Here is a 23,175-nt window from a genome sequence, read left to right as displayed (position 1 = left end):
CAACAAGATCGGAACGGATCAGTTGCCTACGTTTTCCTTGGTGAGGAAAGCATTGCCGGTGTCGATATAGCCTGGAACCGGCGCGCCGGTTGCCTGTGCCCATAGCGTCATCACCGACCAGTAACCCTGAAGTTCAGGCTGCGATGCGGACGAGCTGTCAGCGACGCCATTGCGGATCATGTCGAGCATTTCCGGCAGGTTGTCGAGGCCGACCAGCGTGACTTTGCCCTGCTTGCCAGCTTCAACGATGGCCTGACCGATGCCGATCGGGCCAGCGGCATCCGAAGCAACCCAGCCCTTCAGGTTTGGATTGGCCTGCATAATGGCGGCCGCCTGCTGCTGCGCGATTTCGATGCTGTCATTGTCGATGCCTTCAGCAACGACCTTGATACCCGGATGTTCCTTGAACACTTCACGGTGACATTCCGCACGGATCGAATGGTTCGGTGCAGTTGGCACGCCCATCATGATTGCAACTTCGCCTTCACCACCCAGCACTTCAACCAGACGACGCGCAGCAATCTTGGCCTGCTCGCAGAAATCTGAACCGATATGGGTAATGCTCATGCCTTCCGGCGGCACGGAGTCGAACAGCACCAGCGGCACTTTCTGGCTCTGCGCTTCTTCAAGCGATGCACGGTTGCCCGATGGATCAAGCAAATCGAGTGCGAGGCCGTCAGGACGGGTGGCCAGCGCGCTGTCGATAATCTGGTTCTGTTGAACAACGTCTGCGCTCTGTGGTGCGGAGTAGACGATTTCAACATTGGCGCCGGTCTGCGCCTTGAGTGCAGCAGCGGCCTGCTGTGCACCTTCATTCACCTTGTCAAACCAAGGATGAACGACCTTTGGAACGATGACAAAACGATAACTGTCCTTTTTGACAGTGCCGGGCGCGTCCTGCGCCATAACCGAGACGGGCAGCGAAAAGGCAGCAACGGCTGCCAGCAAAGCAAGCTTTTTCATAAAGTCCTCCCTTGGAAATCAGACGAAACTTCCTCCCGCCTGACTGCTTGAAAGATCACTCGGGAAGGCTCCTCTGCCTTCATCCCTGTAGCGAACTCGACTCCTGAATACAGATGTATAATTGAAAATACAAGAGTAAAATTACCCGCCGCCGAAAACCACGTGATATGACGGCGCACTCATAAGATGAGTAAATTGTTCATATATAATTGCATTTAATTGAGCACATCCTTATAATGCGGCCATACAAATCCGGTGCCCGCCTTGAACCAGTCAGAGAAATCTAATCTGCCCGCGGCTTTTCCGCTGCGCGATATGGCAGAGATTGATGTTGCCATTACTGATTATTATGACGAGCTGTGTCGCGCAGTCCGTCGACGCGGGCACGTATCCTCAAATGCCAACGACATTGTCCATGATCTTTATGTGAGGCTGAAAGATCGCCGGACCGACCTTGAAGGCAAGTCATCTCTCCACGCATTTTTAACGCGTGCGGCTATTAATCTGGGCCTTGACCGGTTTCGCCGCGAGCGTTTTGAAGCCAAGCTCTTTTCCGGCACGCAAGAAGAAGCCGCGTATATCGCCAGCAAAGACGCCAATCCTGACATCGCCCTTGACATGCCGCGACGGCTCAACTGCCTGCGTCATGCGATTATGGAACTTCCTCTTCGCCAGCGCCGCGTTTTCATTGCCCATCGCATTGGCAATCTGCCGTCAGATGAAATTGCCAGCCGCTTTGGAATCACGCGCAATATGGTGGACCGCCACCTTCGCAAGGCGCTGATTCACTGCCTCTGTCGGCTTGATGAACTGGATCAGGGATGATGCGCTCATCCACGTCAAAACCAGACAAGGCACAACGCCTGATTCAAGAGCAGGCCGTCGATTGGCTGATGCAGCTTCAGGCATCGCCGAAGGATATGGCGCTGGCGGAGGCATGCGCACGCTGGCGCGCAAGCGATAGCCGGCATGAGCTGGCCTTCAAAAAAGCCTCACGTGTTTTCAGCGATACGCGTTTACTGCTGTTGCAGGATATCGATTTCGCCAAAACAGCTGCCAGAAGACCGCGTTTTCCGGTGCGCGCGACAGTGGCGTCAATGCTGGTTTTTGTTGCTTTCGCAGCAGCTTTCATCGCTTTTGATGGCCCCATGCGCCTGCGCGCAGACGCGATGTCTGCAAGCAGCGAAATGCCCGTGATAAAACTCGCCGATGGATCGACCGTTCAGCTCAATTCAAGTTCGGCCATCTCTTTTGACATCACAAACAAAGGCCGTCACGTTCATCTCCTGCGCGGGGAAGCCTATTTCATCGTTGCCAAGGACACGCAGCGCCCTTTCACGGTGAGCGCTGCCAAGGGCAATATTACAGCTCTTGGCACTGAATTCGATGTGAAGCTGAAAGAGCGCGGTGCAGACGTGGTCGTCACGGAGCACGCCGTTGAGGTCAAGAGCAGCGCTTCAGGCCCAGCACCCACCCCGCGTGACACCTTGCGTCTCGAACAAGGCCACAGCGTTTTTTACGACAGTGCAACAGGCATCGGACAGGTCACGGCGATTGATCCTGAATTCGCAGCCTCATGGCGCAATGGGCGGCTCATTTTTGAAGACCAGCCGCTTTCGCACGTGGTCGAAGATATTGCACGACATCTTCCCGGCCGGATCATGATTGCAAGCAATGATCTTGCGCAACGCCGCATTACTGGCACTTTCGATCTGTCTTCACCGTCCACCGCGCTTGATGATTTTATCAAGGTGTTTGATCTGAAAGCCACGCATATCGGGGCGCTGCTGACAGTCCTGCATAATTAATTTTCAATTGAATGTCCCATAAGCCGGTTTTCATTCGTCCAGTCCATGAAAGGCAATGCGCGCAACATGCGCGGATGCTTCAACACCGAAATTTTCAACGCCTTGAACGTTGAGACTGGACACGACATGAAAAGCCCCTCCTCACGCATTCTTACCGCCTATATGCGGCCTCTTTTTGCTTCGCTGCTTTTAAGCGGCACTGTTTTAAGCCCATTTTTTGCAGCACCAGCTATGGCCCAAGCGGCAACCCAACCCGTCACCGTGAATGTTGCGGCAGGGTCGCTTGCAACAGGCCTCAACCGCCTTGCTGTTCAGACAGGCTTGCAAATTGCATTTGATGCATCTGTGACAACGGGACTGAATACACCGGGTGTGCACGGAACGATGACGCTCGCTGAAGCGCTTTCAACGATACTCCGCAATACCGGCATTCGATACCGGTTTACCAGCGAAAAAACCGTTCGGCTGGAGCGCCCGGCGGAAGCAAACAATGCGCCAGTGCCGACCGATGACGGCTCGCTGCAACTTGATACAATCAGCATTTCGCATATCACCGGCGTGAATTTTGCCGAACTTGATCCGCGAGTATCGCAAATCACATCGGAACAGCTCGAACAGGCTCAAGCCTCGACAATTCCGGAACTCGTCAAAAGAACACCCGGCGTCTCCATGCTGGGCGGCGTGCGCACCGAAGGCCAGTCGATTGCCATCCGCGGCTTTTCACGCCAGACAGATGTTCGCATTTTGCTCGATGGCGCCCCTAAGAACTTCGAGAAATACGATCAGGGTACAATTTTTGTCGAACCCGAACTTCTCAAACGCATCGAAATAGAAAAAGGGGCAACGACCGTTCGTTACGGCAATGGTGGCTTTGGCGGCACCATAAAGCTGGAAAGCAAGGATGCAGCCGACATGCTGCGCGATGGCGAAAGCTGGGGCATTTGGGGCAAGACTGCCTATCAGACGGCGAACAAGCAATTTCTGGAAACCGGAGCCATCTATGGCCGCTCCAATCTCGGCACTGCAATTGATTTCGACGGCATAGCCAGCCTGACCTGGCGCAAGGGTGACAATATGCGGATCGGCGGCGGAGACATCTACAATTACTCCAATTCTGAGCTGACGTCTTTCTCCGGCAAGCTGAGTGGCGAATATGGTGGTCACGCAGTTAAAGCTTCCGTCCTTTATGGTGAAAGTGCCAACTGGGGACCGCTTGCCGCCATTCGCGGGCAGTTTGAGCCAAGCAACAATGCGCTGGTGCCGGGTACGCCCGCATATAAAGCCGCCATTCAAAGGCTTCTCGCCTGGCGCGAACTGAAGGATTTCACATCGGTTGTCGAACACACCTATGACGGCGACAGCGATTTGGTGAACACGCGCATGATGGCAAGCTATTCCTCAACCGATATGCATGCCGAACGCTTTCCGGGCGTGAATGGCACTGGATCACTGGGAGGCACCGAAAACGATGCAAAATATTCGGATTTTCACCTCGAAGCAGAGAACACCTCCAATTTCGAACTGGCCAGCATTGAACACAGTCTGAATTACGGTGTGCAATATAATCATCACGTCCGTGATGTGACGATGTTCGATAAAGCCAATGCGAAGCAAGCACAGTATAATTACGGTTATTATGCGCCATGGATCATGCCCGCTGGCAAGCAGGACATGACATCCTTCTTCATCCGCGACCGCATGACAGTCACCGATAAGCTCATCATCACGCCCGGTGTTCGCTACGATTATGTACGCTCCGAGGGCGTTCCAAACGCCGCCCCTCGTTATAACAATCCCGCCGCTGGTCACGATTATTCGGCAACATCACATCACGGTTTCACGCCCGCTCTGAGCGCCTCCTATCAGCTCACCCCCGCAACGCGGCTTTTTGCCGACTGGGCCTATGCAATGCGTGCACCAAACATCGATGAAATCTACTCGACCCAGAGCATACAGACGAAAGCGTCAGGAACCAGCCGCAACCTCAAGGTAGAGCGCAACAATACCATCAATATCGGTGCGGACACTGCGCTCAACAACCTGTTTACCGATGGCGATATGCTGATGGTGCGCGGTTCGTTCTTTAACAATCATGTTTCCAACCCGGTCGGACGACGCGTCGGCAGCGCGAACAATGCCAATCTCAGCTACGGTGAAGCGCCATTTTACTGGAATATGCCGTCCTACTATACGCGCGGCATCGAGCTCGAAGCCCATTACGAAAACAACTTCATGTTCGCCGATGCCAGCCTCACTTACATGATCGGCAGACGTGAGGGCACACTCAACAATGTGCGCGGACCGGACAGCTATATCAACGACATCATGCCAACGACTGCGGTGGCGACGCTGGGCTACAAACTTCCCGATAACGACATCAACTTCGGCTGGACTGGGACCTTCGTCGACAAGCAGGACAGAACCTCGCATGTCAAAGGTGATTTAAGCTATAATCGCCCCAAAGCACCGGGCTATTCCGTGCATGACCTGTTCTTCAACTGGACCCCGACGCAGGGGCTGATGAAGGACTCTGAATTGCGTCTTGCGCTGGAAAACGTGTTCGACAAGAACTATGAGCCTTATCTCAGCGATGGCATTTCTGCCATGCCGGGACGTAACTTGAAAGTCTCATTCAGCCGCAAGTTTTAAAGTATTTCCAGCAAAAGTGCGAAGCAGTTTTTCGCGGGATAATGGGTGCAACAAACAGCGAAAGCATTTTCAGCGATCCACCCAAAACAGAAAATGCTATAAGCTTGCTCCGCTCTGATCCAGACTATCCGGCTGTTCGAATTTGCGCGCAAATTTGACCAGCCGGTGCCGTGGAAGACCAACAACGCGATTGTTTAATTGGACGATGTTTTTGCACCTTTCCTCTGTAAGTCTGCAAGATCAACAACAATCGCAGCAGCTTCATTCTGCAGCACATCCTTAATGTCCTTGCGCGCCTTTTCCAAAGCGATGTCATCGCTCAGGCTTCGCTCGTTTGACTGCAAGCCATCATCATTTTGACCCGGTGTACGCGCGCGCGCTGCCTGCGCCTTCATTTCGGCCCGACGTTCATCTTCATTGAGAGAAATCGTCGTTTTTTCGCGATTGAGCTTCAACGCAGAAACATCATCTGCAAAGCGCTGGAACTCGACATCCTCTTTAACGCGTGCATCGTGCTTTTCCTGCAGCAAGGGAAGGAAAGCCTTCGCCTCGCCAAAAGACTTGTGTTTCGCAGCCTTTATCTGGGTCCACGGCAAGGCATTGTCAAAGCTTGCTTCACCAACAGTTTTGAGATCGTAAAGACCCGGCAAACTTATATCGGGCGATACGCCGCGCAATTGGGTCGTGCCACCGTTCACTCTGAAAAACTGGGCAACCGTAAATTTCAACTCACCAAATTTTGGTTGCGGATTTTGTGCCACCTCGTCCAGATTGACCACCGTCTGCACAGTGCCCTTCCCGAAGCTCGGCTCACCGATAATCACACCCCGATCATAGTCCTGTATCGCAGCCGCAAAGATTTCGGACGCGGAGGCAGAACCACGATTAATCAGCACACCAAGCGGACCTTCCCACGCAGGCTTAGAGAGATCATCGCGTTCGACCTTGATTTCACCCTTTGCGTTGCGCTGCTGAACAACAGGGCCTTTTCCAACGAACAAACCAGTGAGATCAATCGCTTCACTCAATGATCCGCCGCCATTGTTACGCAGATCAATCAGAATGCCATCCACTTTTTCCTGCTTAAGCTCGCCAAGAAGCTTTGCAACATCGCGGCTGGCACTTCTGTAGTCCTTTTCACCTTTTCGCCGCGCTTCAATATCTTCATAGAAGGCGGGAAGTGTAATGACACCAATTTTACGTGTTGCGGTGCCATCTTCTACAGACAAGACTTTCTTCTGAGCAGCCTGCTTTTCAAGGCTGATCTTATCGCGAACAAGACTGATAATCCTATGTTTACCGTCGGCTCCGGCTTCTGCAGGCAATATCTCAAGACGCACGATAGAGCCTTTGTCGCCGCGTATCAGTTTGACGACCTCATCAAGTCGCATCCCGACAACTTCCTTGATAGGCCCATCCTCCCCTTGACCGACACCAACAATCCGATCACCAACCGCAAGCTTACCCGACAATTGCGCCGGACCACCCGCAGTCAACTCGCGAATGGTTGTAAAGTCATCCCGATCCTGCAACACCGCGCCGATACCCACGAGGGAAAGCTTCATCGAAATATCGAATTCGGCGGCAGCATTGGCACCAAAGTAATCTGTGTGCGGATCGACAGAGGTTGTATAAGCAGCCATAAAGAGCTGGAATACGTCGTCAGCTTTGGATTGTGACGCCCGTGAAAGTAAGTTTTCGTAGCGTTTGGTCAGCGTATCGCGAATAGCACTATCATCTTTGCCGGCAAGTTTCAGACGCAGCCAGTCATTCTTGACGCGCTTTCTCCAAAGATCATTGCGTTCCGCTTCCGTTTTTGGCCAAGATTCTTTCTTGCGATCGACCAGATAGCTCTCTTCTGCACTGAAATCGAACTTCTCATTGAGCAACTGCTCCGCATAAGACATGCGATCAGCAATGCGCTGGCTATAGATGTTAAAAATAGCAAACGGAATACTCAGATCCTGCCCCTCGATTGCATCATCGATCTGCGTGCTGCGCGTTTTGAAACTATCAATGTCGGATTGCAAAAAGATCAGCTTTTCAGGGTCGAGCATCTCGATAAAGCGATCCATGATTTTGGCTGACAATGCATCGTCTAACGGCACGGGCTTATAATGAAAACGCTGAAGAAATTCAGATGTCAGTTGAGCAGCCTGTGCCTGCTGCGGCAGCGGCTTTAGAACAGGCAGCGCACCAGCTTCTAGAGCATTGGCAGGAGAAGCAATTGCGAGGATGAGGCAAAGAAAAGCAAATTTGATACGGAGCACGTCTATCCCGCTTTCGATTGGTGAGCATATGGCCGATGGACTATTTGAAATAATTACGGCTTTTTGGCAATCACCTATCCCAGCTTTGTGAGCGCAGGTGGTTCAACACAGGCCAGAAAAGCGCGAAACGAATTACCAATGATCATGATTTAAAGATATAAACATTTCTTTATGTGATGTTGACAAGCGGCAATGCTTCCGCCAGACTGGCCATTGTTATGGTTCTTTCGTCAGATTTCAGACGGAAGCTAAGAGGGAAACCGGTGCGTTACAAACAATACCGGTGCTGCCCCCGCAACTGTAAGCGGTGAGCCTTGATCCATCATGCCACTGGAATGAAAATTCCGGGAAGGCGGATCAGAGTGCATCCCGAAAACGTGAAACAGTTTTCGGGTGAAGATGCGCGCTAAGGTGCTGACCCGCGAGCCAGGAGACCTGCCATGACAAATAACGTCAACGGGCGGGGTCTCCCGGAGTGTCGCATATCTGGTCGCTTTTTGGCGGCCTTCTGTGCACATCTGCAAGCCCACGCCCCTTTCTATGTCGGGGTATATAGCTATGTCACAAACAACAATCGCCACAGCAACACTTGCTACCGCCACGCTGGGCGTGCCGCGCATTGGCCGTCATCGTGAGCTGAAATTCGCACTCGAAGCCTTCTGGTCCGGTAAGACGTCCGAGGTGGAACTGCTCGCAATCGCAAGCGCCCAGCGCGCCGCCAACTGGACAGAACAACGCGACCGCGGCATCACGAAAATCCCATCCAATGATTTCTCGCTTTACGATCATGTGCTCGATACTGCCGTGATGGTGGGGGCGATCCCTGCGCGCTATGGCTGGTCGGGCGGCGATATATCACTTCAAACCTATTTCGCCATGGCGCGTGGGAGCGAAGGCAAAACGCACAGTGATTGCAGCTGCAACCATCAGGGTGACGGCGTAACCGCGCTGGAAATGACCAAATGGTTTGATACCAACTATCATTACATGGTGCCAGAACTGACCGATGATCAGAGCTTCGCACTTTCGTCACGGAAGCCGGTTGAGCATTTTCTTGAGGCAAAAGCGCTGGGTATTCACACGCGCCCGGTCATTCTCGGGCCGGTGACCTTTCTGAAACTGGCAAAATCGACCGCAGCGGGTTTCAACCCGATAGCGCTGCTGCCGAAACTGCTGCCCGTTTATGAAGTGCTGCTGGAGGAGCTGGCGGCAGCCGGGGCAGACTGGGTGCAAATTGACGAGCCATCGCTGGTTCTCGACCTCATCCCCAATGAACGTGCTGCCTTTGAACTGGCCTATCAGCGTTTGAGCACCGCAAGCCCGGTCAAAATCCTGCTTGCCAGCTATTTCGGAGACCTTGGCAGCAATCTCGAAACAGCGCTTGCCCTGCCGGTTGCGGGGCTGCACGTCGATCTTTTGCGTGGGGCAGACCAGCTTGCGGACGTTGTGAACAAAGCACGCAAAGATCAGGTGCTTTCACTTGGCGTCATCGACGGGCGCAATATCTGGCGCGCCGATCTCAGCGCAATCATCGACCGTATACAGCCTGTGATCGACAAGCGCGGGCTGGAAACAATCGAAATCGCACCGTCCTGCTCGCTCTTGCATGTGCCGATTGATCTGGAGCTTGAAACCACTCTCGATGAAGAACTCAAAAGCTGGCTTGCGTTCGCAGCGCAGAAGATCGACGAGCTTTCCATCATCGGACGCGCCCTGGCATCCGGCAAAAGCACTGTTCTATCCGAACTCAAGGCTGCAAGCGAAGCGGTCGGCGCGCGAGCCACCTCACCCCGCGTGCATAATGCAGCCGTTAAACAGCGGATTGCGAATATCACCGAGGCGCAGAAAAGCCGCCAGAGTGCTTTTGCAAAACGTCAGAAGCGACAGAACGCAAAGCTTGGCCTGCCCGCTTTTCCGACCACAACCATCGGTTCTTTTCCGCAGACCCCGGAAGTGCGCAAAGCACGCGCAGCACATAACAAAGGCGAGATCACCAGCGCCCAATATGAAGGTTTTATTCAGCGTGAGACGGAAGCCGCAATCCGCTGGCAGGAAGAAATCGGCCTTGATGTGCTGGTGCATGGCGAGTTTGAACGTAACGATATGGTGCAATATTTCGGCGAGCAGCTTTCGGGCTTTGCTTTCACCAAGCACGCATGGGTGCAAAGCTATGGCTCGCGCTATGTCCGCCCGCCCATCATTTTCGGCGATGTCTCGCGTCCTGAACCGATGACGGTGGCATGGTGGAAATATGCACAATCGCTGACCGACAAGCCGGTCAAGGGCATGTTGACGGGCCCGGTCACGATCCTCAACTGGTCATTTGTCCGCGACGACATTCCACGCTCGGTAAGCTGCCGCCAGATTGCGCTCGCCATTCGTGACGAGGTCCATGATCTTGAAGTTGCAGGCGCCACTATGATCCAGATTGATGAGGCCGCATTGCGTGAAGGTCTGCCGCTGCGCCGCGCCGATTGGGCACATTATCTTGACTGGGCCGTCGAATGTTTTCGCCTTTGCTCGACCGGCGTTGCCGATGAAACGCAGATCCACACCCACATGTGCTATTCGGAATTCAACGATATCATCGCGGCAATTGCCAATATGGATGCCGATGTGATTTCTATTGAAACGTCGCGCTCACGCATGGAATTGCTCGAAGCCTTCAAGACCTTCAAATATCCAAACGAAATCGGGCCGGGCGTCTATGATATTCATTCGCCGCGCGTTCCGAATGTGGGTGAGATGGCTGATCTGTTGCAACTCGCCCGCAAGCAGCTTTCCGATGGCCAGCTATGGGTCAATCCCGATTGCGGCCTGAAAACCCGCAAATGGGATGAGGTGCGCCCTGCCCTCGTCAATATGGTGGCGGCAGCGAAAGCGCTTCGTGCTAAACGAGCTTAGTGATGCAAGCCTGCGCCGGAAGTCCGGCGTAGGCTACCCTCCGTTCACGAGTGCCAGAATAAGCTGTTCAACATTGCCGCCGGATCCCATTTCAATGCGGTCGAAATCACGGCCCTGCTGACGCTGAACGGCGACCAGCGCATTGATACGGTTAATCAGTTCGCGGCGCATTTTCTGGCATTTCGGATCGTTCGGGATGGACAGTCCCACCGTTGTGCGGACGATCTCGCGCGTCATATCCTTGGCGGTCTCGCCATGGACAAGCTCGTGCTTGTAAATGCCGTCATAAAAGCGTTCCCAGTTTTCTTTCACTGGCGAGGAAAGCTTCTGTGATGGCTTGGGCAGCGTATAGGTGATCTTGAGTTTTGGCTTTGCTGATACAATCCGACAGCCATTGTTGGAATTGTCGAACTTGCGATCCCAGGTCAAGACAAAGGTCGTGTGCGCAATCACGCGGGATTTTCCGGCCTGTGGGCCACGCTCGCCAATGGATTCATAAAGCTGCGGGCCAGTGTGGCCGGAAATCGTATAAGGTTTTATAATTTCAACGGCTTTCCAGTCATCGTCTGCATAAGCCTGACCCGACAACACAACACCGGCAACAATTCCCAACACAGCTATGCGCACGACAACTCCACGGCCAATCAGCGAAATCACTGCGTGAAAACTACAATATCATGAGTGTAAGCAGAAGCCCTTTTGCTCAGCTTTACGGATTGACTATATCTTCATGGTTTCGTAGTTATGAAGATATGAATAGAACTCACCCAATCGACCCCGGTGTCAAAACCCATCTCGCGGCCGACAAGGCAAGTGAATTTCTCAAAGCAATTGCCAACAATCACCGGCTTATGATTCTGTGTCGGCTGTACGGAGGAGAAAAGTCGGTGGGACAGCTTGCAGAGCTGATCGGCCTACGCGACTCGACCGTTTCACAGCATCTGGCTTTGTTGCGACGTGAGGGCATTATCGCCGGGCGACGTGACGGGCAGACGATATGGTATCGCGTTGAAAGCGATATAGCGCGGCAGGTGATGGCAGTGCTTTGCACAAATTTTCAGGTCCCGGCTGAATAGCCAAGACCTGATCAGGCACCACGAAACGCGCATCCCGAAAGGGTGAAACATGACCGACCAGACCATCGCCAAACGCAATATTTTCGTGCTGACCGCAGCACAGGCACTGGGTGCTTCAAGTCCACCCATCATCATTTCGCTGGGCGGTCTGGTTGGCCAGCAGCTTTCTTCCGATCCGGCACTCGTCACGCTGCCGGTGAGCCTGTTTAATCTTGGTCTCGCATTGGGCACATTGCCAGCGGCTTTCGTGATGCGGACCGTTGGACGCCGCAACGGCTATCTGTTGGGCGCGTGTTTCGGCATGGCAGCAGGCCTGATTGCAGCCCTTGGCATTTTTTCAACGTCCTTCCTGATCTTCTGTCTTGGCACGTTCACTGCTGGCTTTTATGCTGCATATGTTCAAAGCTATCGCTTTGCGGCTACCGATGCCGCAACAGGCACGCTCAAAGCGCGCGCCATTTCCTATGTGATGATCGGCGGCCTGATCGCCGCAATTATTGGCCCACAGCTTGTCATCTGGACACGTGACGCATTGCCGTCAACGCCATATGTGGGAAGCTTCCTGAGCCAGGCCGTTCTTGCGCTTCTCGCAATTCCGGTGCTCATGCTGTTTCGTTCGCCGAAAACTACCAAATCCAACAAGGCCGCTGATAGCGGACGACCGCTCATAGAAATTCTTTTGAACCCGCGTTACATGCTGGCTTTGGCCGCTGGCGTCGTCTCCTACGGATTGATGACGTTCGTTATGACTGCCGCCCCCATCGCCATGGTTGGCCACGGCCATTCGGTTGATCACGCGGCGCTGGGTATTCAGTGGCATGTGCTGGCAATGTTTGGGCCAAGTTTCTTTACAGGCCTGCTGATCACGCGGTTCGGCAAGGAGCGCGTTACCGCTTTGGGCCTGCTGATTATTGGCTTATCGGCAATCGTTGCTCTCTCGGGCCTTGATCTCAGCCATTTCTGGATTTCGCTGATCCTGCTGGGCATTGGCTGGAATTTCGGTTTCATCGGCGCAACCGCGATGGTCGCCGATTGCCACACGCCGGAAGAACGCGGCAAAGCGCAAGGCGCAAACGACTTCTTCGTCTTCGGCACGGTTGCCTGTGCGTCCTTCTTTGCCGGATCGCTCTTGCATTCATCAGGCTGGCAAACCATCAACTGGATGATATTCCCGGCGGTCGCTCTCATTCTTGTGCCGCTCTTATGGCAATCGGCACGAAAGCAGAAAGCCAATATCCCAGCATAGAAAAAAGGCCGCAGATCAATCTGCGGCCTTTTCTTCATCAGAACATGATCTTACTGTTCGATCGTGCGGTTCCAGCGGCTGTTAAGCTGCTGACGGCCTTCGTTGACGGCATCCCAGTCAAGCGTATTGGCGGTTTTCATGTAGCCGTTGAAAGCATCAAGCTTGGCCTGTGCTTCTGGCGTACCGGCCTTTGCTTTCAGGTTCGATGGAATGACGTTGCCATGGTCTAGTGCCTTGCTCTGCGCATCTGCGGAAAGCAGGTAATGGGCAAGCTTCTGGCTCAGCTCCGGTTCATTATTACCAGCGAGAACACATTCAGTCACAGCGAGAATGACAGAACCTTCCTTTGGCTGTGCATATTCAACCGGAATGCCCTTGTCTTTCAGGTTGTTGACGCCGGTTGGGGTCAGCGGGAAAATTGCTGCTTCGCCAGTCTGAACCATTTCCGAAATTTTGGCCGATGACGGGATGAATTCCAGAACATTCTTGCCGATGGTGTCCGGGAATTTTTCAAAACCTGGCTCCAGGTTCTTTTCATCACCACCCTGAATGCGGTTGAACATCAAAAATGCATGCAGGCCGAAAGTCGAAGCGGAAGCTGACTGGAACACGACTGCGTTCTTGTACTTTTCATCCGCGAAATCCATCCACGAGGTAGGAGCTGCCCAACCCTTTTCGTCGAAAAGCTTCTTGTTGTAGGCAATACCGGTCATGCCCATATCAACGCCGATGGCCATATCGTCTTTCAGACGCGCGGCTGGCTGAATGTCGGTAAGAACTGCATCGTCGGTGATCTTCTGGCAAAGACCGCCATTGATCGCGCGCACCATCACGCCATCATCGAGCAGCATGACATGCATCTGTGGATTGTCTTTCTGCGCGGTTGCTTTGGCCAGAATATCAGCCGAAGTGCCCGGAACGACAACGACCTTCACGTTGTTGGCCTTTTCGAACTCCGGCAGAACGTGCTCGGTGTAAGCCTTCTCCATGTTGCCGCCATTCATGCCGATATAGAGCGTCTTGGTCTCAGCGGATGCAGCTGATACAAACGCGACTGACAGGCCGAGCGCCATTGCCGTCATTGCGGTAATATGTTGATTTTTCATGCTAGTTCCCTTCCATGTTAAGATTGGTATTGGTTGAAGTGAAGCGGTTGATCGAAAAGGCATCGATCGGTGTTTCTGTCTCGCCCCTGATTGCGAGGTCAGCGAGAACCGCGCCGACTGCGGGCCCGGTCTGGAACCCTGCACCGTTAAAACCAAAGGCGTGATAGAGATTTTTGACGCGGGAACTCGGCCCGATAACCGGATTATCATCTGGCATTTCGGCTTCCGTTCCTGACCAGAAGCGGATCACCTGCGCATGTTGAAGATGCGGAAAAAGCTCAATCGCGCGTAGCATAACAGACGATGCCGCATTGACCGAAGGCCGCGAAAAATCCGGGTTTGCAAGCGGCGTACCGCGCCCGCCACCCATCACATAATTGCCGCGCGTGACCTGACGACCATAGAAACCGCCGCCTTCTTCGCCAAGGCTCATCGGCAGGCGATAGGGCATTGGCTCGGTCACAACCATCGACGGATAAATGCGCGTCAAAGGCACAGACTCGCCAAACGAGGCAGCAAACTGATCCGCCCATGCGCCAGCGCAATTGAACAAAAGGCGTGAACGGATTTCGATACCGTCGCCGGCGAGAATGGCAAAGCCATCGCCGGTTTCACGCGTTTCAATAACCGGGGTATTTTCCAGAACCGTTGCGCCAGCAGCCCGTGCCGCACGCGCAAAGGCCGGTGAAACCAGACGCGGATTGGCATTGCCATCTTCCGCACAAAGCGAGGCACCCGCCACATCGCCGGGCAACCATGGGAAGCGCCCGCGCACCGCATTGCCACCGATCATCTCGACATCAAGCCCAAGCGGCCTGACTTTGGCGGCATAGGCTTCCAGCGCTTCAAACTGGGCTTCCGTGCGTGCAAGTTTCAGATGGCCGCAACGCATATATTCGCCGTCAATGCCGATAAGTTCCGGCAGGCGCGCCCATAATGCGTGCGAGCGCTGTGCCAGCGGCAATTGTTCCGGCGCGCGGCCCTGTCTGCGCACGCCACCATAATTGACACCACTTGCCTGCGCGCCGCAAAAGCCCTTATCGAGCAGGATGACCGACAGTCCAGCCTTGCGCATGAAAAGTGCTGCCGACCCGCCCACAATCCCGCCACCAATAATCACCGCGTCGGCCTGAAGATGTCTCATCATGACGAAGTGCTTTCTCTGTCCGGTGCGCCAAAGCCAAGCGGGATCGGCTTGACGGGTGCCTGCGCACGGATCCGCCCTGTTTCAGCAGGGGTTTTGTCCTGCATCGACGCCAGAAGTTCTGCGGCGGCGGCACTGCACATGCGCCCCTGACAACGACCCATGCCAACACGGGTCAGTGCTTTCAGCCGGTTGATCTCGCGCGTATCGCCTTGGCTGATGACATCTTTTGCGTCACGGACCGCGATTTCTTCGCAACGACACAGCGTTACGTCGCCCGCAACCGTATCGAACCAGTTGTGTGGAAACGGGAAAGCTTTTTCCACGATCAGCCGCTCGCGATAAATATGGTTGAGCTTTTTCAAAAGCGCGCGCTCGTTGCCTTCATCAAATGGCATTCCCATATCGCGAAGCAGAGCAATCGCGGCCAATGCCCCACGAATTTCAGCAGCATCGGCACCAGCAATGCCTGCACCGTCACCTGCCACATAAACACCTTCGCGGCTTGAACGGCCAAGCAAGTCTGCCGCAGGAAGCCATGCGCGGTCGCGTTCTTCAAAGCAAAATTCGCAACCCGCGAGATCCGCAAGCTGTGTTTCCGGACGCAGCGCAAAACCATAAGCCAGCGCATCGCACGCGACGTCACGAACATGCTTACCCGTGCGATAGCGAATGCCTGTCACATGGTCATCACCAAGCACTTCATCGGGCCGCACATTATAATGGATCGGCACACCACCAAGCTTGAGACGCAGTCCATAATAAGCGCCAAGCGCCACGATGCGCGGGGCATAAAGTGCCAGATGCGCCAGATGGAATTTTGACGTGACAGGCGCTGTATCCAGCACGGCTGCAACCTTTGCGCCCGCATGGTGATATTGCCATGCCACCAGATAAAGCAGTGGCCCCGACCCCATGAAAACCACGCGCTCGCCAACAGTGCAGCCCTGTGCTTTCAGTGCCGTCTGAGATGCGCCGAGCGTATAAACACCGGGTTTGGTCCAGCCTTTAAACGGCAGAACCCGATCAGTTGCACCCGTCGCCAGAATAAGATGGCTGTAAGGCAATTGGCTATGCGCACCGCTGGTCAGCAGATCGAGACGATCGTCGTCGCTGCGAGTGATATTCCAGACGAGCGTTTCCGGGCGATAATCGATTGCGCCGCGAAGCGTATCGAACGTTTTGTGCAGCGCCTCAGCCTTATGCGCCTCGGAGCCATAGCGAGCACGATAGCTGCGGCCATCATCAAACGGCGGACGGCGATAGATCTGGCCACCCGAACGAAACCCCTCATCGAGTACAATCGGATGAAGGCCCGCTTTGACCAGCGTTTCAGCCGCGCGGATACCCGCCGGACCAGCGCCCACAATAACCGGATGACGTGCCGCGCTCATCGTTGAGCCTCCGTCACAAAGGACATGCCATTTTCCAAAAGCGTTGTGCAGGCACGAAGCTTGCGACCCTCAACGGTCATGACATGACAATCCTGACACGCGCCAATCAGGCAGAAGCCTGCACGCGGTTCTCCGGTAAATTCGGTATGACGCACCTTCCCCTGCACCGAGAGAATAGCGGTCAGCACGGTATCGCCACGGCGTCCCTCGAAAGGCACGCCGTCAAGCGAAAAGCTGATCGGCTGTTCAGTCAGCCGATACAGTCTGCGGAATTGCGCCGCGGCAGGCGAAACCGGGATCGTCATGAGTATCTGCTCAGCCTTTACCCACGAGGACACGATCAAGACCAAACAAACGGTCGATGATAACCATGGTCACGGTTGCAACGAGGATCATCAGGGCCGATACAGCCGCCATCATCGGATCGATGGATTCGCTGGCATACATATACATGCGCACTGGCAGCGTGACCGTGGATGGCGAGGTGACGAAGATCGACATGGTCAATTCGTCGAACGAATTGATGAAGGCGAGCAACCAGCCACCCGACAGACCCGGAAGAAGCAATGGCAGCGTGATGCGGCGGAACACCGTCCATTCACCGGCACCCAGCGTGCGGGCTGCATTTTCCGCATTGCGGTCCATGCTGCTGAGTGACGCGAGAATAAGCCGCAACGCATAAGGTGTTACGACAATCACATGCGTTGCGACCAGCCAGCCAAACGAACCTGTGAGGCCCATCAGCGAGAACAGACGCAAAAATGCGACGCCCAGCACCAGATGCGGAATAATCAGCGGCGACAGAAACAGTGCGTTCAGCGCATCGCGGCCCCGGAAATTATACTGTGCAATCGCAAGGCCTGACGGAACAGCCAGCAATGTCGAAATTGTTGCCGAAAAGATTGCAAGCTTCAGCGAGTTGGAGAACGACGTCATGAAGTCGTTATGGGCAAAGACTGCCTCAAACCAGCGCAGCGAGAAACCATTCCATGGCATGGTCAGCGTGTTTTCCGGCGTGAAAGCCACCAGACACACGACAACCATCGGTGCCAGCATGAAGATGACGACCAGCGTGTGGAAGAGAAGAGCGAAAGGACCGTTCTTGACCATGGCCGTTACCCCAGCTTCTTTCTCGCCTGCCCTTCAAGCATGCGATTATAGGCGATCATGATCACAAGATTGGCGACCAGAACGATAATGGCGATAGCAGCGCCCAGCGGCCAGTTCAGCTCGATCAGGAACTCGTCATAGACGACCGTTGCCGCCATTTTGAGACGACGTCCGCCAAGCAGACCCGGAATAGCAAAGGAGCTTGCCGAGAGCGCAAAGACGATCAGGCTGCCCGACAAAATGCCAAGCACGGCCTGCGGAAACACCACACGGCGCAGGGCGGTGAAACGCGACGCACCAAGCGTGAGCGCAGCGGCCTCAACCGTCGGATCAAGCTTTTGCAGCACCGTCCAGACAGGGATCACCATGAAAGGCAGCATGATATGCACAAGACCGATCACGATGGCTGTTTCGGTGTAGAGGATTTGCTGGGCTGGCAGGCCGACAAATTCCAGCACGCTGTTCACAAGGCCATTACGGCCCAAAAGCATACTCCAGCCGAATGTACGCACAACGACCGAAACCAGCAGCGGGCCAATAATCACCAACAGGAAGATCGAGCGCCATGGCGCACGCATATTGGAGAGAATATAGGCTTCCGGCACGCCGATCAGCACAGTGATCACGGTGGTAATCAGAGCAAGCTTGAGCGTGCGCCAGAAGATGTTCAGGTAATAGGGATCCTGAAGCACCTGCGTGTAATTGGAAAGCGTGTAAATATCTTCGATGCCCTTGTCATAGCTGTAGCTGTTGAACGAGAGCAGCACCGTCAGCCCCAGCGGCAAAAGCACAAGGGCGAAGAACATCAGTGTTGAAGGGGCACTCAGAAATAATGGCAGATAATTGCGCCGTTCTTTCGTCTCACCCGAAGCTGTTTGCGAAACCGCACCCATGATCAGTGCGCTCCCTTATCGAGAACCCGGCAATCTTCATGATCCCATGAAAGCCCGACCTTGCTGCCTTCAATTGGCGGCGGGTTTCCAAGGTTCGACAGCGCGACCGACAGCATACCGGCTGGCGTCAGAACGCCGAGCAGCCATTGCGCACCCATGAAGTAACGCGTGGTGACTTCGCCGCTGACATGACCCTGATCCGCATCGACCAGATGTACTTTTTCCGGGCGGATAAACACCGAAACTTCACCGGAAGCGGAAGCATCTTTTGCAGGGAAACGCACTGCCGTATCGGTCAGCTTGATATGGCCTTCACCGGCATGAGCTTTGAGGAAGTTCGACTTGCCAACAAAGTTGGAAATGAAGTGGTTACGCGGATGCTCATAGAGCTTATATGGCGCATCGACCTGCGTAATCAGGCCCTTTTCCATAACCACAACACGGTCGCTGATCGACAGCGCTTCCGCCTGATCATGGGTTACCATGATGGTAGTAATGCCAACTGTGCGCTGAATGCGGCGCAGTTCGAACTGCATTTCTTCACGCAGCTGCGCATCAAGATTAGACAGCGGCTCATCGAGCAGCAGCACCGGCGGATTGATGACCAGCGCACGGGCAATGGCAACACGCTGGCGCTGACCGCCGGACATTTCTCGCGGGTAGCGGTCGGCAAGAGCGCTCAGACGCACCAGCTCCAGCACATCGCGAACGCGTTTTTCTCGCTCAGCCTTTGGTACTTTGCGCATTTCAAGGCCAAAGCTCACATTCTGCGCAACCGTCATATGTGGGAAGAGTGCGTAACTCTGGAAGACAACGCCAAGCTCGCGCTTTGCTGGAGCAAGGCTTGTGATATCACGCCCATCTAGGGTGATCGTGCCGGATGATGGCGGCACAAGACCAGCGATCATCTGCAATGTTGTTGTCTTGCCGCAGCCCGAAGGGCCGAGAAGCGAGATGAACTCTCCCTTTTCAATCTCCAGATTGAAGTTATCGACGGCTGCGAATTTGCCGTAATAACGGGAAATATTGGAAAGGGTCAAAAAGCTCATTGCGTCTCCCTCTCGGCAAGACTTCCGCCATAGGCTGGGGGAGCGGAAGCGCCGTGATGTTGTCTCACGTCGCCTCTTGGACAGGGCTGGCTGGCGGGGCGGTTTGATCGCGCTTGAAGCGCTGATCGGACTTAAATCGATTGAACGCGAGCATCTCCGGCCAAAGATGTGACCGCAGCGTTCCCTTGACTGCAAGTTAAAACCGCCGACCCGCTTACAGCATCTTGTTTGATACCTTGCCGGACCTTCCCATTGGCGACGGATTTTAAATGGCAGAAAATTTTGTACGATTACAAATTATAATTTTCAATTTCGGAATAAATTATATATTTCTTTCATTATGCAAAATTTGGAAGCAATTTCATGGATGATATATCAGAGAATTTGAAATCTGGTGCCGCGCTTAACTCAAGTCTGGTGAAGGCAATTCATATTCTGAAAGGTCTGGCCGCAAGCACGGAAGACGGCGTGCGGTTGATCGATCTGGCGCGCGATCTGGAACTCAGCCAGCCATCCGCCCATCGTTTGCTCAAAACACTGATTGCGGAAAATCTTGTCGAGCAGCTTCCCGACAAGAAAGCCTATCGTCTGTCGCTGGACTTTTTCGCCATGGCAGCACAGGCGCGTCAGCGCGATGGAATCCTCACCGTTGCGCGCCCCTCACTGTTGCGTCTCTCAACCACCTTCAACGATACCGTCTTTCTGCTGGTACGCAGCAATTTCGATGCCGTCTGTCTTGATCGCGTGGAAGGACCTTTTCCGATCCGCTCCTTTACCGGTGATATTGGCGGCAAGGTTCCGCTTGGCATCGGACAGGGCAGTCTTGCCATTCTGGCGTTCCTGCCGGAAGAAGAGCGCGAGGCGATCATTCGCTTCAACATGCCGCGCATTCTCGACAAGGCCACTGTCGATGAGGTGGATCTGCGTATCATGATTGAAGATGTCCGGCGCACAGGTGCCGCCACCTATAATTTCAACATGATCGACGGCATGTCCGGCCTTGGTGTTCCCGTCCTCAACCGGAGCGGTGAAGCGGTCGCAGCCCTCAGCATCGGCACACTGGCGTCGCGATTAACAGAACAACGTCAGCACACCATCACTGACCTGTTGCGCAGAGAGGCAGCCATTATCACCGAAAAACTCAACCCTTTTGATCTGACATTGCGCCATCCCAACCAGGCACTTGTGAAATAACCCATCCCTGTGAAGACGATGCCCTCGCGCCTTTGCTGACCTTAGGCCCTCGCATATTGGCTCAAACCAGAGCTTTATTCCGGTCGCCAGTGCAACAAAGCCGCGCCAGTTGAACCAGCGCGGCTTTTCAAGATTAAAAACGCTTAGTTTTTGCCGAGCAAATCAGCAACTTCGCGGGCTGTTGGCGCAGCCGATCCTGCACCCGCACGCGTCACCGCAATCGCGCCAGCGGCAGAAGCAAAACGCACGCAATCATGCAACGACTGGCCTTGCGAATAGGCAACAGCGAAACCGCCATTAAAGCTATCACCTGCCGCAACCGTATCGACCACCTTCACTTTGAATGGCTCAAAATGCTTGACCTCATCCGCTGTTACCAGCAATGCACCGCGGCTGCCGAGCTTGACGATCACAATCTTCGGGCCACGCTCAAGCAACTTGCGCGCAGCCGCTTCAGCAGATGGCAGATCCGTGGGTTCGATCCCCGTTATTTCAGCCGCTTCCGTTTCATTGGGCGAAATGATCTCACTCAATGCAATCAGATCAGCCATGCGGCTTGCATCGCCCACAGGCGCAGGGTCAAGCAGCACTGTTCCGCCCGCCTCTTTCACAGCCCTTGCCACCGCAAGATTAACCTCATGTGGCACTTCACGCTGCAAAAGCGTGATCTTAGCCTTGGCAATATCAGACCGATAAGCGTCTACATCCGATGCAGACCAAAGCGCATTGGCGCCAGCACAAACGACAATCGTGTTCTGCCCCGCTTCTTCAACCTGAATAATCGCAATACCAGTATCAGCACCATCAACGGCGCGAATACTCCTGGTATCCACACCAAACTCCTGCATTTGCCTGACAGCCAAATCGCCAAACGAATCTCTGCCGACCGCGCCGACAAAACAAAGTTCGCCACCAAGCTTGGCGATAGCAACCGCCTGATTGGCCCCCTTGCCACCAAGACCAATGCCATATCCCGACGCATTGATGGTTTGTCCCGGACGCGGCAATGCGGCCATTCGGGCGCTAACATCGACATTCACACTGCCAAAAACAAAAATTTTCAACGAAAGTTCTCCATAACTGCTCTTGCGCGCACCATAACCGCGCTTCCGCAAAACTTCCATGGAGCGCGCCACACGATGCACAAATTACAATTGCTAAAATCTGCATTAAATAGTATTAATCAAAAATTGTGCGTTAATAAAATATTTACATTTAATAATCATTTCATCACCTATCTCATATTAAAGAACCCTTTTTATTACATATTGTAAGTTCTTGGAAATCGGGGGAATAGTATTGATAAGCTCTATCAGACTTTCGACAGATTTAATTGAAGAACGCGATAGAAATGACTATTGGCGCGAAGTAACGCTGCCTGCCTTTGAAACCGTTATAGATCCACGAGAGGCACCACAGACTCTTTACGGAGAAATTACGGCCAACCAGATTGGCGAATTAGTTATGGGCGAAACGAAATTCAACGCCCAAAAATATATACGTAACGAGCACTCCATCTCACGCTTTGGTCTCGACCATTATATGATTCAGGTTGTCACACAAGGAACGCAACGCGGCGACTTTAACGGAATATGCTCACAGGCTTTTGTAGGCGATATTCTCATTATGGACATGGCCTATAAGCTGACAACCGAAGTAACGCCGGGCAGCAGAATGACAATGGTGCTACCGCGCGCTCTGGTTCAGCGCAGCGGTTTAAACGGCAATATTCACGGGCGCGTTCTGGGATCAGAAGACCCACTGACAGCGTTTCTGGTCAACTGCACACAAGGTTTTATGAAGGTCTCTCCACACCTCAACACTGTACAAATTGAGGGCATTCAGAATTCTATTATAGATATGTTTGCAATGAGCCTGAACGGCAAAGAGTTTAACGCTGCTGAATCAACAACATTGAGCATTATAACGAAGCAGAGAATTTTGGATTACATCGATAGAAATATCGAAAATCTTTCGCTCTCCACAGGAAGCATCCTGAAACGCTTCAACATATCGCGCTCTCATCTGTATCGCATTTTCGCCGAAGAGGGAGGCATTGCGGCCATTATCAGAAATAAACGACTGGCTCTCGCTTTCAGGCGCCTAAGAGCCTCGAATGGCAGACGTATTCACCTTGCTGAACTCGCCTATCAGTCAGGCTTTAGTGACTATAGCTCGTTCTCGAAGCTATTTCATGAAAAATATGGTGAAAAGCCGACAGATATTCGCAGTAAGATACAGCAAAGTGTTTATCAAGAAATAGGCTATGATGGCAAAATCATCACCTATTTTAAAAATCTGCACAAATTTCATTATGCTGAAGAAAGTGAAACTTCTTCGGAAGCAGGCCTTTGAAGTTAAAGCATTTC

20 protein-coding genes and 1 riboswitch are annotated in these 23,175 nt (G+C 53.6%); of the genes, 8 read left to right on the top strand and 12 right to left on the bottom strand.

Annotated elements, in window-relative coordinates; translation table 11 throughout:
• Window positions 1-18: 18 nt before the first annotated feature.
• On the bottom strand, window positions 19-963 hold the full coding sequence (locus VBH83_RS05930; RefSeq protein WP_265985023.1) for a substrate-binding domain-containing protein: 945 nt from the start codon (window positions 961-963) through the stop codon (window positions 19-21).
• Window positions 964-1,218: 255 nt separating this feature from the next.
• Between VBH83_RS05930 and VBH83_RS05925 the strand changes: the two genes are divergently transcribed.
• Both VBH83_RS05925 and VBH83_RS05920 read left to right on the top strand, forming a co-directional pair.
• On the top strand, window positions 1,219-1,788 hold the full coding sequence (locus tag VBH83_RS05925) for an RNA polymerase sigma factor (protein ID WP_265985022.1): 570 nt from the start codon (window positions 1,219-1,221) through the stop codon (window positions 1,786-1,788).
• Window positions 1,785-2,771, top strand: coding sequence for a FecR family protein (locus tag VBH83_RS05920; protein WP_265985021.1), 987 nt, complete (start codon window positions 1,785-1,787; stop codon window positions 2,769-2,771). Before VBH83_RS05925 ends, VBH83_RS05920 begins: the two co-directional genes overlap by 4 nt.
• Here the strand turns inward: VBH83_RS05920 and VBH83_RS05915 are convergent.
• A complete protein-coding gene (locus tag VBH83_RS05915) occupies window positions 2,768-2,899 on the bottom strand; it encodes a hypothetical protein (protein WP_265985019.1) in 132 nt (43 codons plus the stop codon). The two genes, VBH83_RS05920 and VBH83_RS05915, sit on opposite strands and share 4 nt — an antisense overlap.
• On the opposite strand from VBH83_RS05915, the gene VBH83_RS05910 reads away from it, so the two are divergent.
• Window positions 2,898-5,420 carry a TonB-dependent receptor gene (locus VBH83_RS05910; protein ID WP_265985017.1) on the top strand — a complete coding sequence of 841 codons (2,523 nt, stop codon included), beginning with the start codon at window positions 2,898-2,900 and terminating at the stop codon, window positions 5,418-5,420. The two genes, VBH83_RS05915 and VBH83_RS05910, sit on opposite strands and share 2 nt — an antisense overlap.
• Before the next feature lie 194 nt (window positions 5,421-5,614).
• Here VBH83_RS05910 and VBH83_RS05905 read toward each other — a convergent pair whose 3' ends face one another.
• Window positions 5,615-7,690, bottom strand: coding sequence for a carboxy terminal-processing peptidase (locus VBH83_RS05905; RefSeq protein ID WP_396996748.1), 2,076 nt, complete (start codon window positions 7,688-7,690; stop codon window positions 5,615-5,617).
• 202 nt (window positions 7,691-7,892) lie between these two features.
• Window positions 7,893-8,148: riboswitch (cobalamin riboswitch) on the top strand.
• Between the two features lie 100 nt (window positions 8,149-8,248).
• On the opposite strand from VBH83_RS05905, the gene metE reads away from it, so the two are divergent.
• A complete protein-coding gene (gene metE, locus VBH83_RS05900) occupies window positions 8,249-10,594 on the top strand; it encodes a 5-methyltetrahydropteroyltriglutamate--homocysteine S-methyltransferase (protein ID WP_396996746.1) in 2,346 nt (781 codons plus the stop codon).
• Between the two features lie 33 nt (window positions 10,595-10,627).
• Here metE and VBH83_RS05895 read toward each other — a convergent pair whose 3' ends face one another.
• On the bottom strand, window positions 10,628-11,215 hold the full coding sequence (locus VBH83_RS05895; protein ID WP_396996852.1) for a DUF922 domain-containing Zn-dependent protease: 588 nt from the start codon (window positions 11,213-11,215) through the stop codon (window positions 10,628-10,630).
• A 131-nt stretch (window positions 11,216-11,346) separates the two neighbouring features.
• Here VBH83_RS05895 and VBH83_RS05890 point away from each other — a divergent pair, with 131 nt between their 5' ends.
• Both VBH83_RS05890 and VBH83_RS05885 read left to right on the top strand, forming a co-directional pair.
• Window positions 11,347-11,670, top strand: coding sequence for a helix-turn-helix transcriptional regulator (locus tag VBH83_RS05890; RefSeq protein WP_265985012.1), 324 nt, complete (start codon window positions 11,347-11,349; stop codon window positions 11,668-11,670).
• Between the two features lie 49 nt (window positions 11,671-11,719).
• Window positions 11,720-12,916: an MFS transporter gene (locus VBH83_RS05885; protein ID WP_396996743.1), complete on the top strand. Its 1,197-nt coding sequence runs from the start codon at window positions 11,720-11,722 to the stop codon at window positions 12,914-12,916.
• Between the two features lie 50 nt (window positions 12,917-12,966).
• On the opposite strand, the gene VBH83_RS05880 is transcribed toward VBH83_RS05885, so the two are convergent.
• From VBH83_RS05880 to VBH83_RS05850, 7 genes are read right to left on the bottom strand one after another with little or no spacing between them, the layout of a single operon-like run.
• Complete coding sequence (locus tag VBH83_RS05880) at window positions 12,967-14,022, bottom strand: ABC transporter substrate-binding protein (RefSeq protein ID WP_265985010.1); 1,056 nt, start codon at window positions 14,020-14,022, stop codon at window positions 12,967-12,969.
• Window position 14,023: 1 nt separating this feature from the next.
• Window positions 14,024-15,169 carry an FAD-binding oxidoreductase gene (locus tag VBH83_RS05875; RefSeq protein ID WP_265985008.1) on the bottom strand — a complete coding sequence of 382 codons (1,146 nt, stop codon included), beginning with the start codon at window positions 15,167-15,169 and terminating at the stop codon, window positions 14,024-14,026.
• Window positions 15,166-16,560, bottom strand: coding sequence for an NAD(P)/FAD-dependent oxidoreductase (locus VBH83_RS05870; protein WP_265985006.1), 1,395 nt, complete (start codon window positions 16,558-16,560; stop codon window positions 15,166-15,168). The genes VBH83_RS05875 and VBH83_RS05870 overlap by 4 nt, the downstream gene beginning before the upstream one ends.
• Entirely contained in the window at window positions 16,557-16,865 is a 309-nt protein-coding gene (locus tag VBH83_RS05865) for a (2Fe-2S)-binding protein (RefSeq protein WP_265985005.1), read from the bottom strand. Before VBH83_RS05865 ends, VBH83_RS05870 begins: the two co-directional genes overlap by 4 nt.
• Window positions 16,866-16,875: 10 nt before the next feature.
• Complete coding sequence (locus VBH83_RS05860) at window positions 16,876-17,670, bottom strand: ABC transporter permease (protein WP_265985002.1); 795 nt, start codon at window positions 17,668-17,670, stop codon at window positions 16,876-16,878.
• A 5-nt stretch (window positions 17,671-17,675) separates the two neighbouring features.
• Window positions 17,676-18,563, bottom strand: a complete 888-nt coding sequence (locus VBH83_RS05855) for an ABC transporter permease (protein WP_396996739.1) — start codon at window positions 18,561-18,563, stop codon at window positions 17,676-17,678.
• A 2-nt stretch (window positions 18,564-18,565) separates the two neighbouring features.
• Window positions 18,566-19,612: an ABC transporter ATP-binding protein gene (locus VBH83_RS05850; protein ID WP_396996737.1), complete on the bottom strand. Its 1,047-nt coding sequence runs from the start codon at window positions 19,610-19,612 to the stop codon at window positions 18,566-18,568.
• Window positions 19,613-19,975: 363 nt separating this feature from the next.
• On the opposite strand from VBH83_RS05850, the gene VBH83_RS05845 reads away from it, so the two are divergent.
• Window positions 19,976-20,806: an IclR family transcriptional regulator gene (locus VBH83_RS05845; RefSeq protein WP_265984999.1), complete on the top strand. Its 831-nt coding sequence runs from the start codon at window positions 19,976-19,978 to the stop codon at window positions 20,804-20,806.
• 143 nt (window positions 20,807-20,949) lie between these two features.
• Here the strand turns inward: VBH83_RS05845 and rbsK are convergent, their stop codons facing one another.
• Window positions 20,950-21,930, bottom strand: a complete 981-nt coding sequence (rbsK, locus tag VBH83_RS05840) for a ribokinase (RefSeq protein ID WP_396996734.1) — start codon at window positions 21,928-21,930, stop codon at window positions 20,950-20,952.
• Window positions 21,931-22,105: 175 nt separating this feature from the next.
• On the opposite strand from rbsK, the gene VBH83_RS05835 reads away from it, so the two are divergent.
• Window positions 22,106-23,161 carry a helix-turn-helix domain-containing protein gene (locus VBH83_RS05835; protein WP_396996732.1) on the top strand — a complete coding sequence of 352 codons (1,056 nt, stop codon included), beginning with the start codon at window positions 22,106-22,108 and terminating at the stop codon, window positions 23,159-23,161.
• Window positions 23,162-23,175 lie beyond the last annotated feature (14 nt).

The organism is Ochrobactrum sp. S1502_03 (assembly GCF_044435015.1).
GTDB classification, from domain to species: domain Bacteria; phylum Pseudomonadota; class Alphaproteobacteria; order Rhizobiales; family Rhizobiaceae; genus Brucella; species Brucella chromiisoli.
This window is presented reverse-complemented; position numbering and strand designations above follow the sequence as displayed.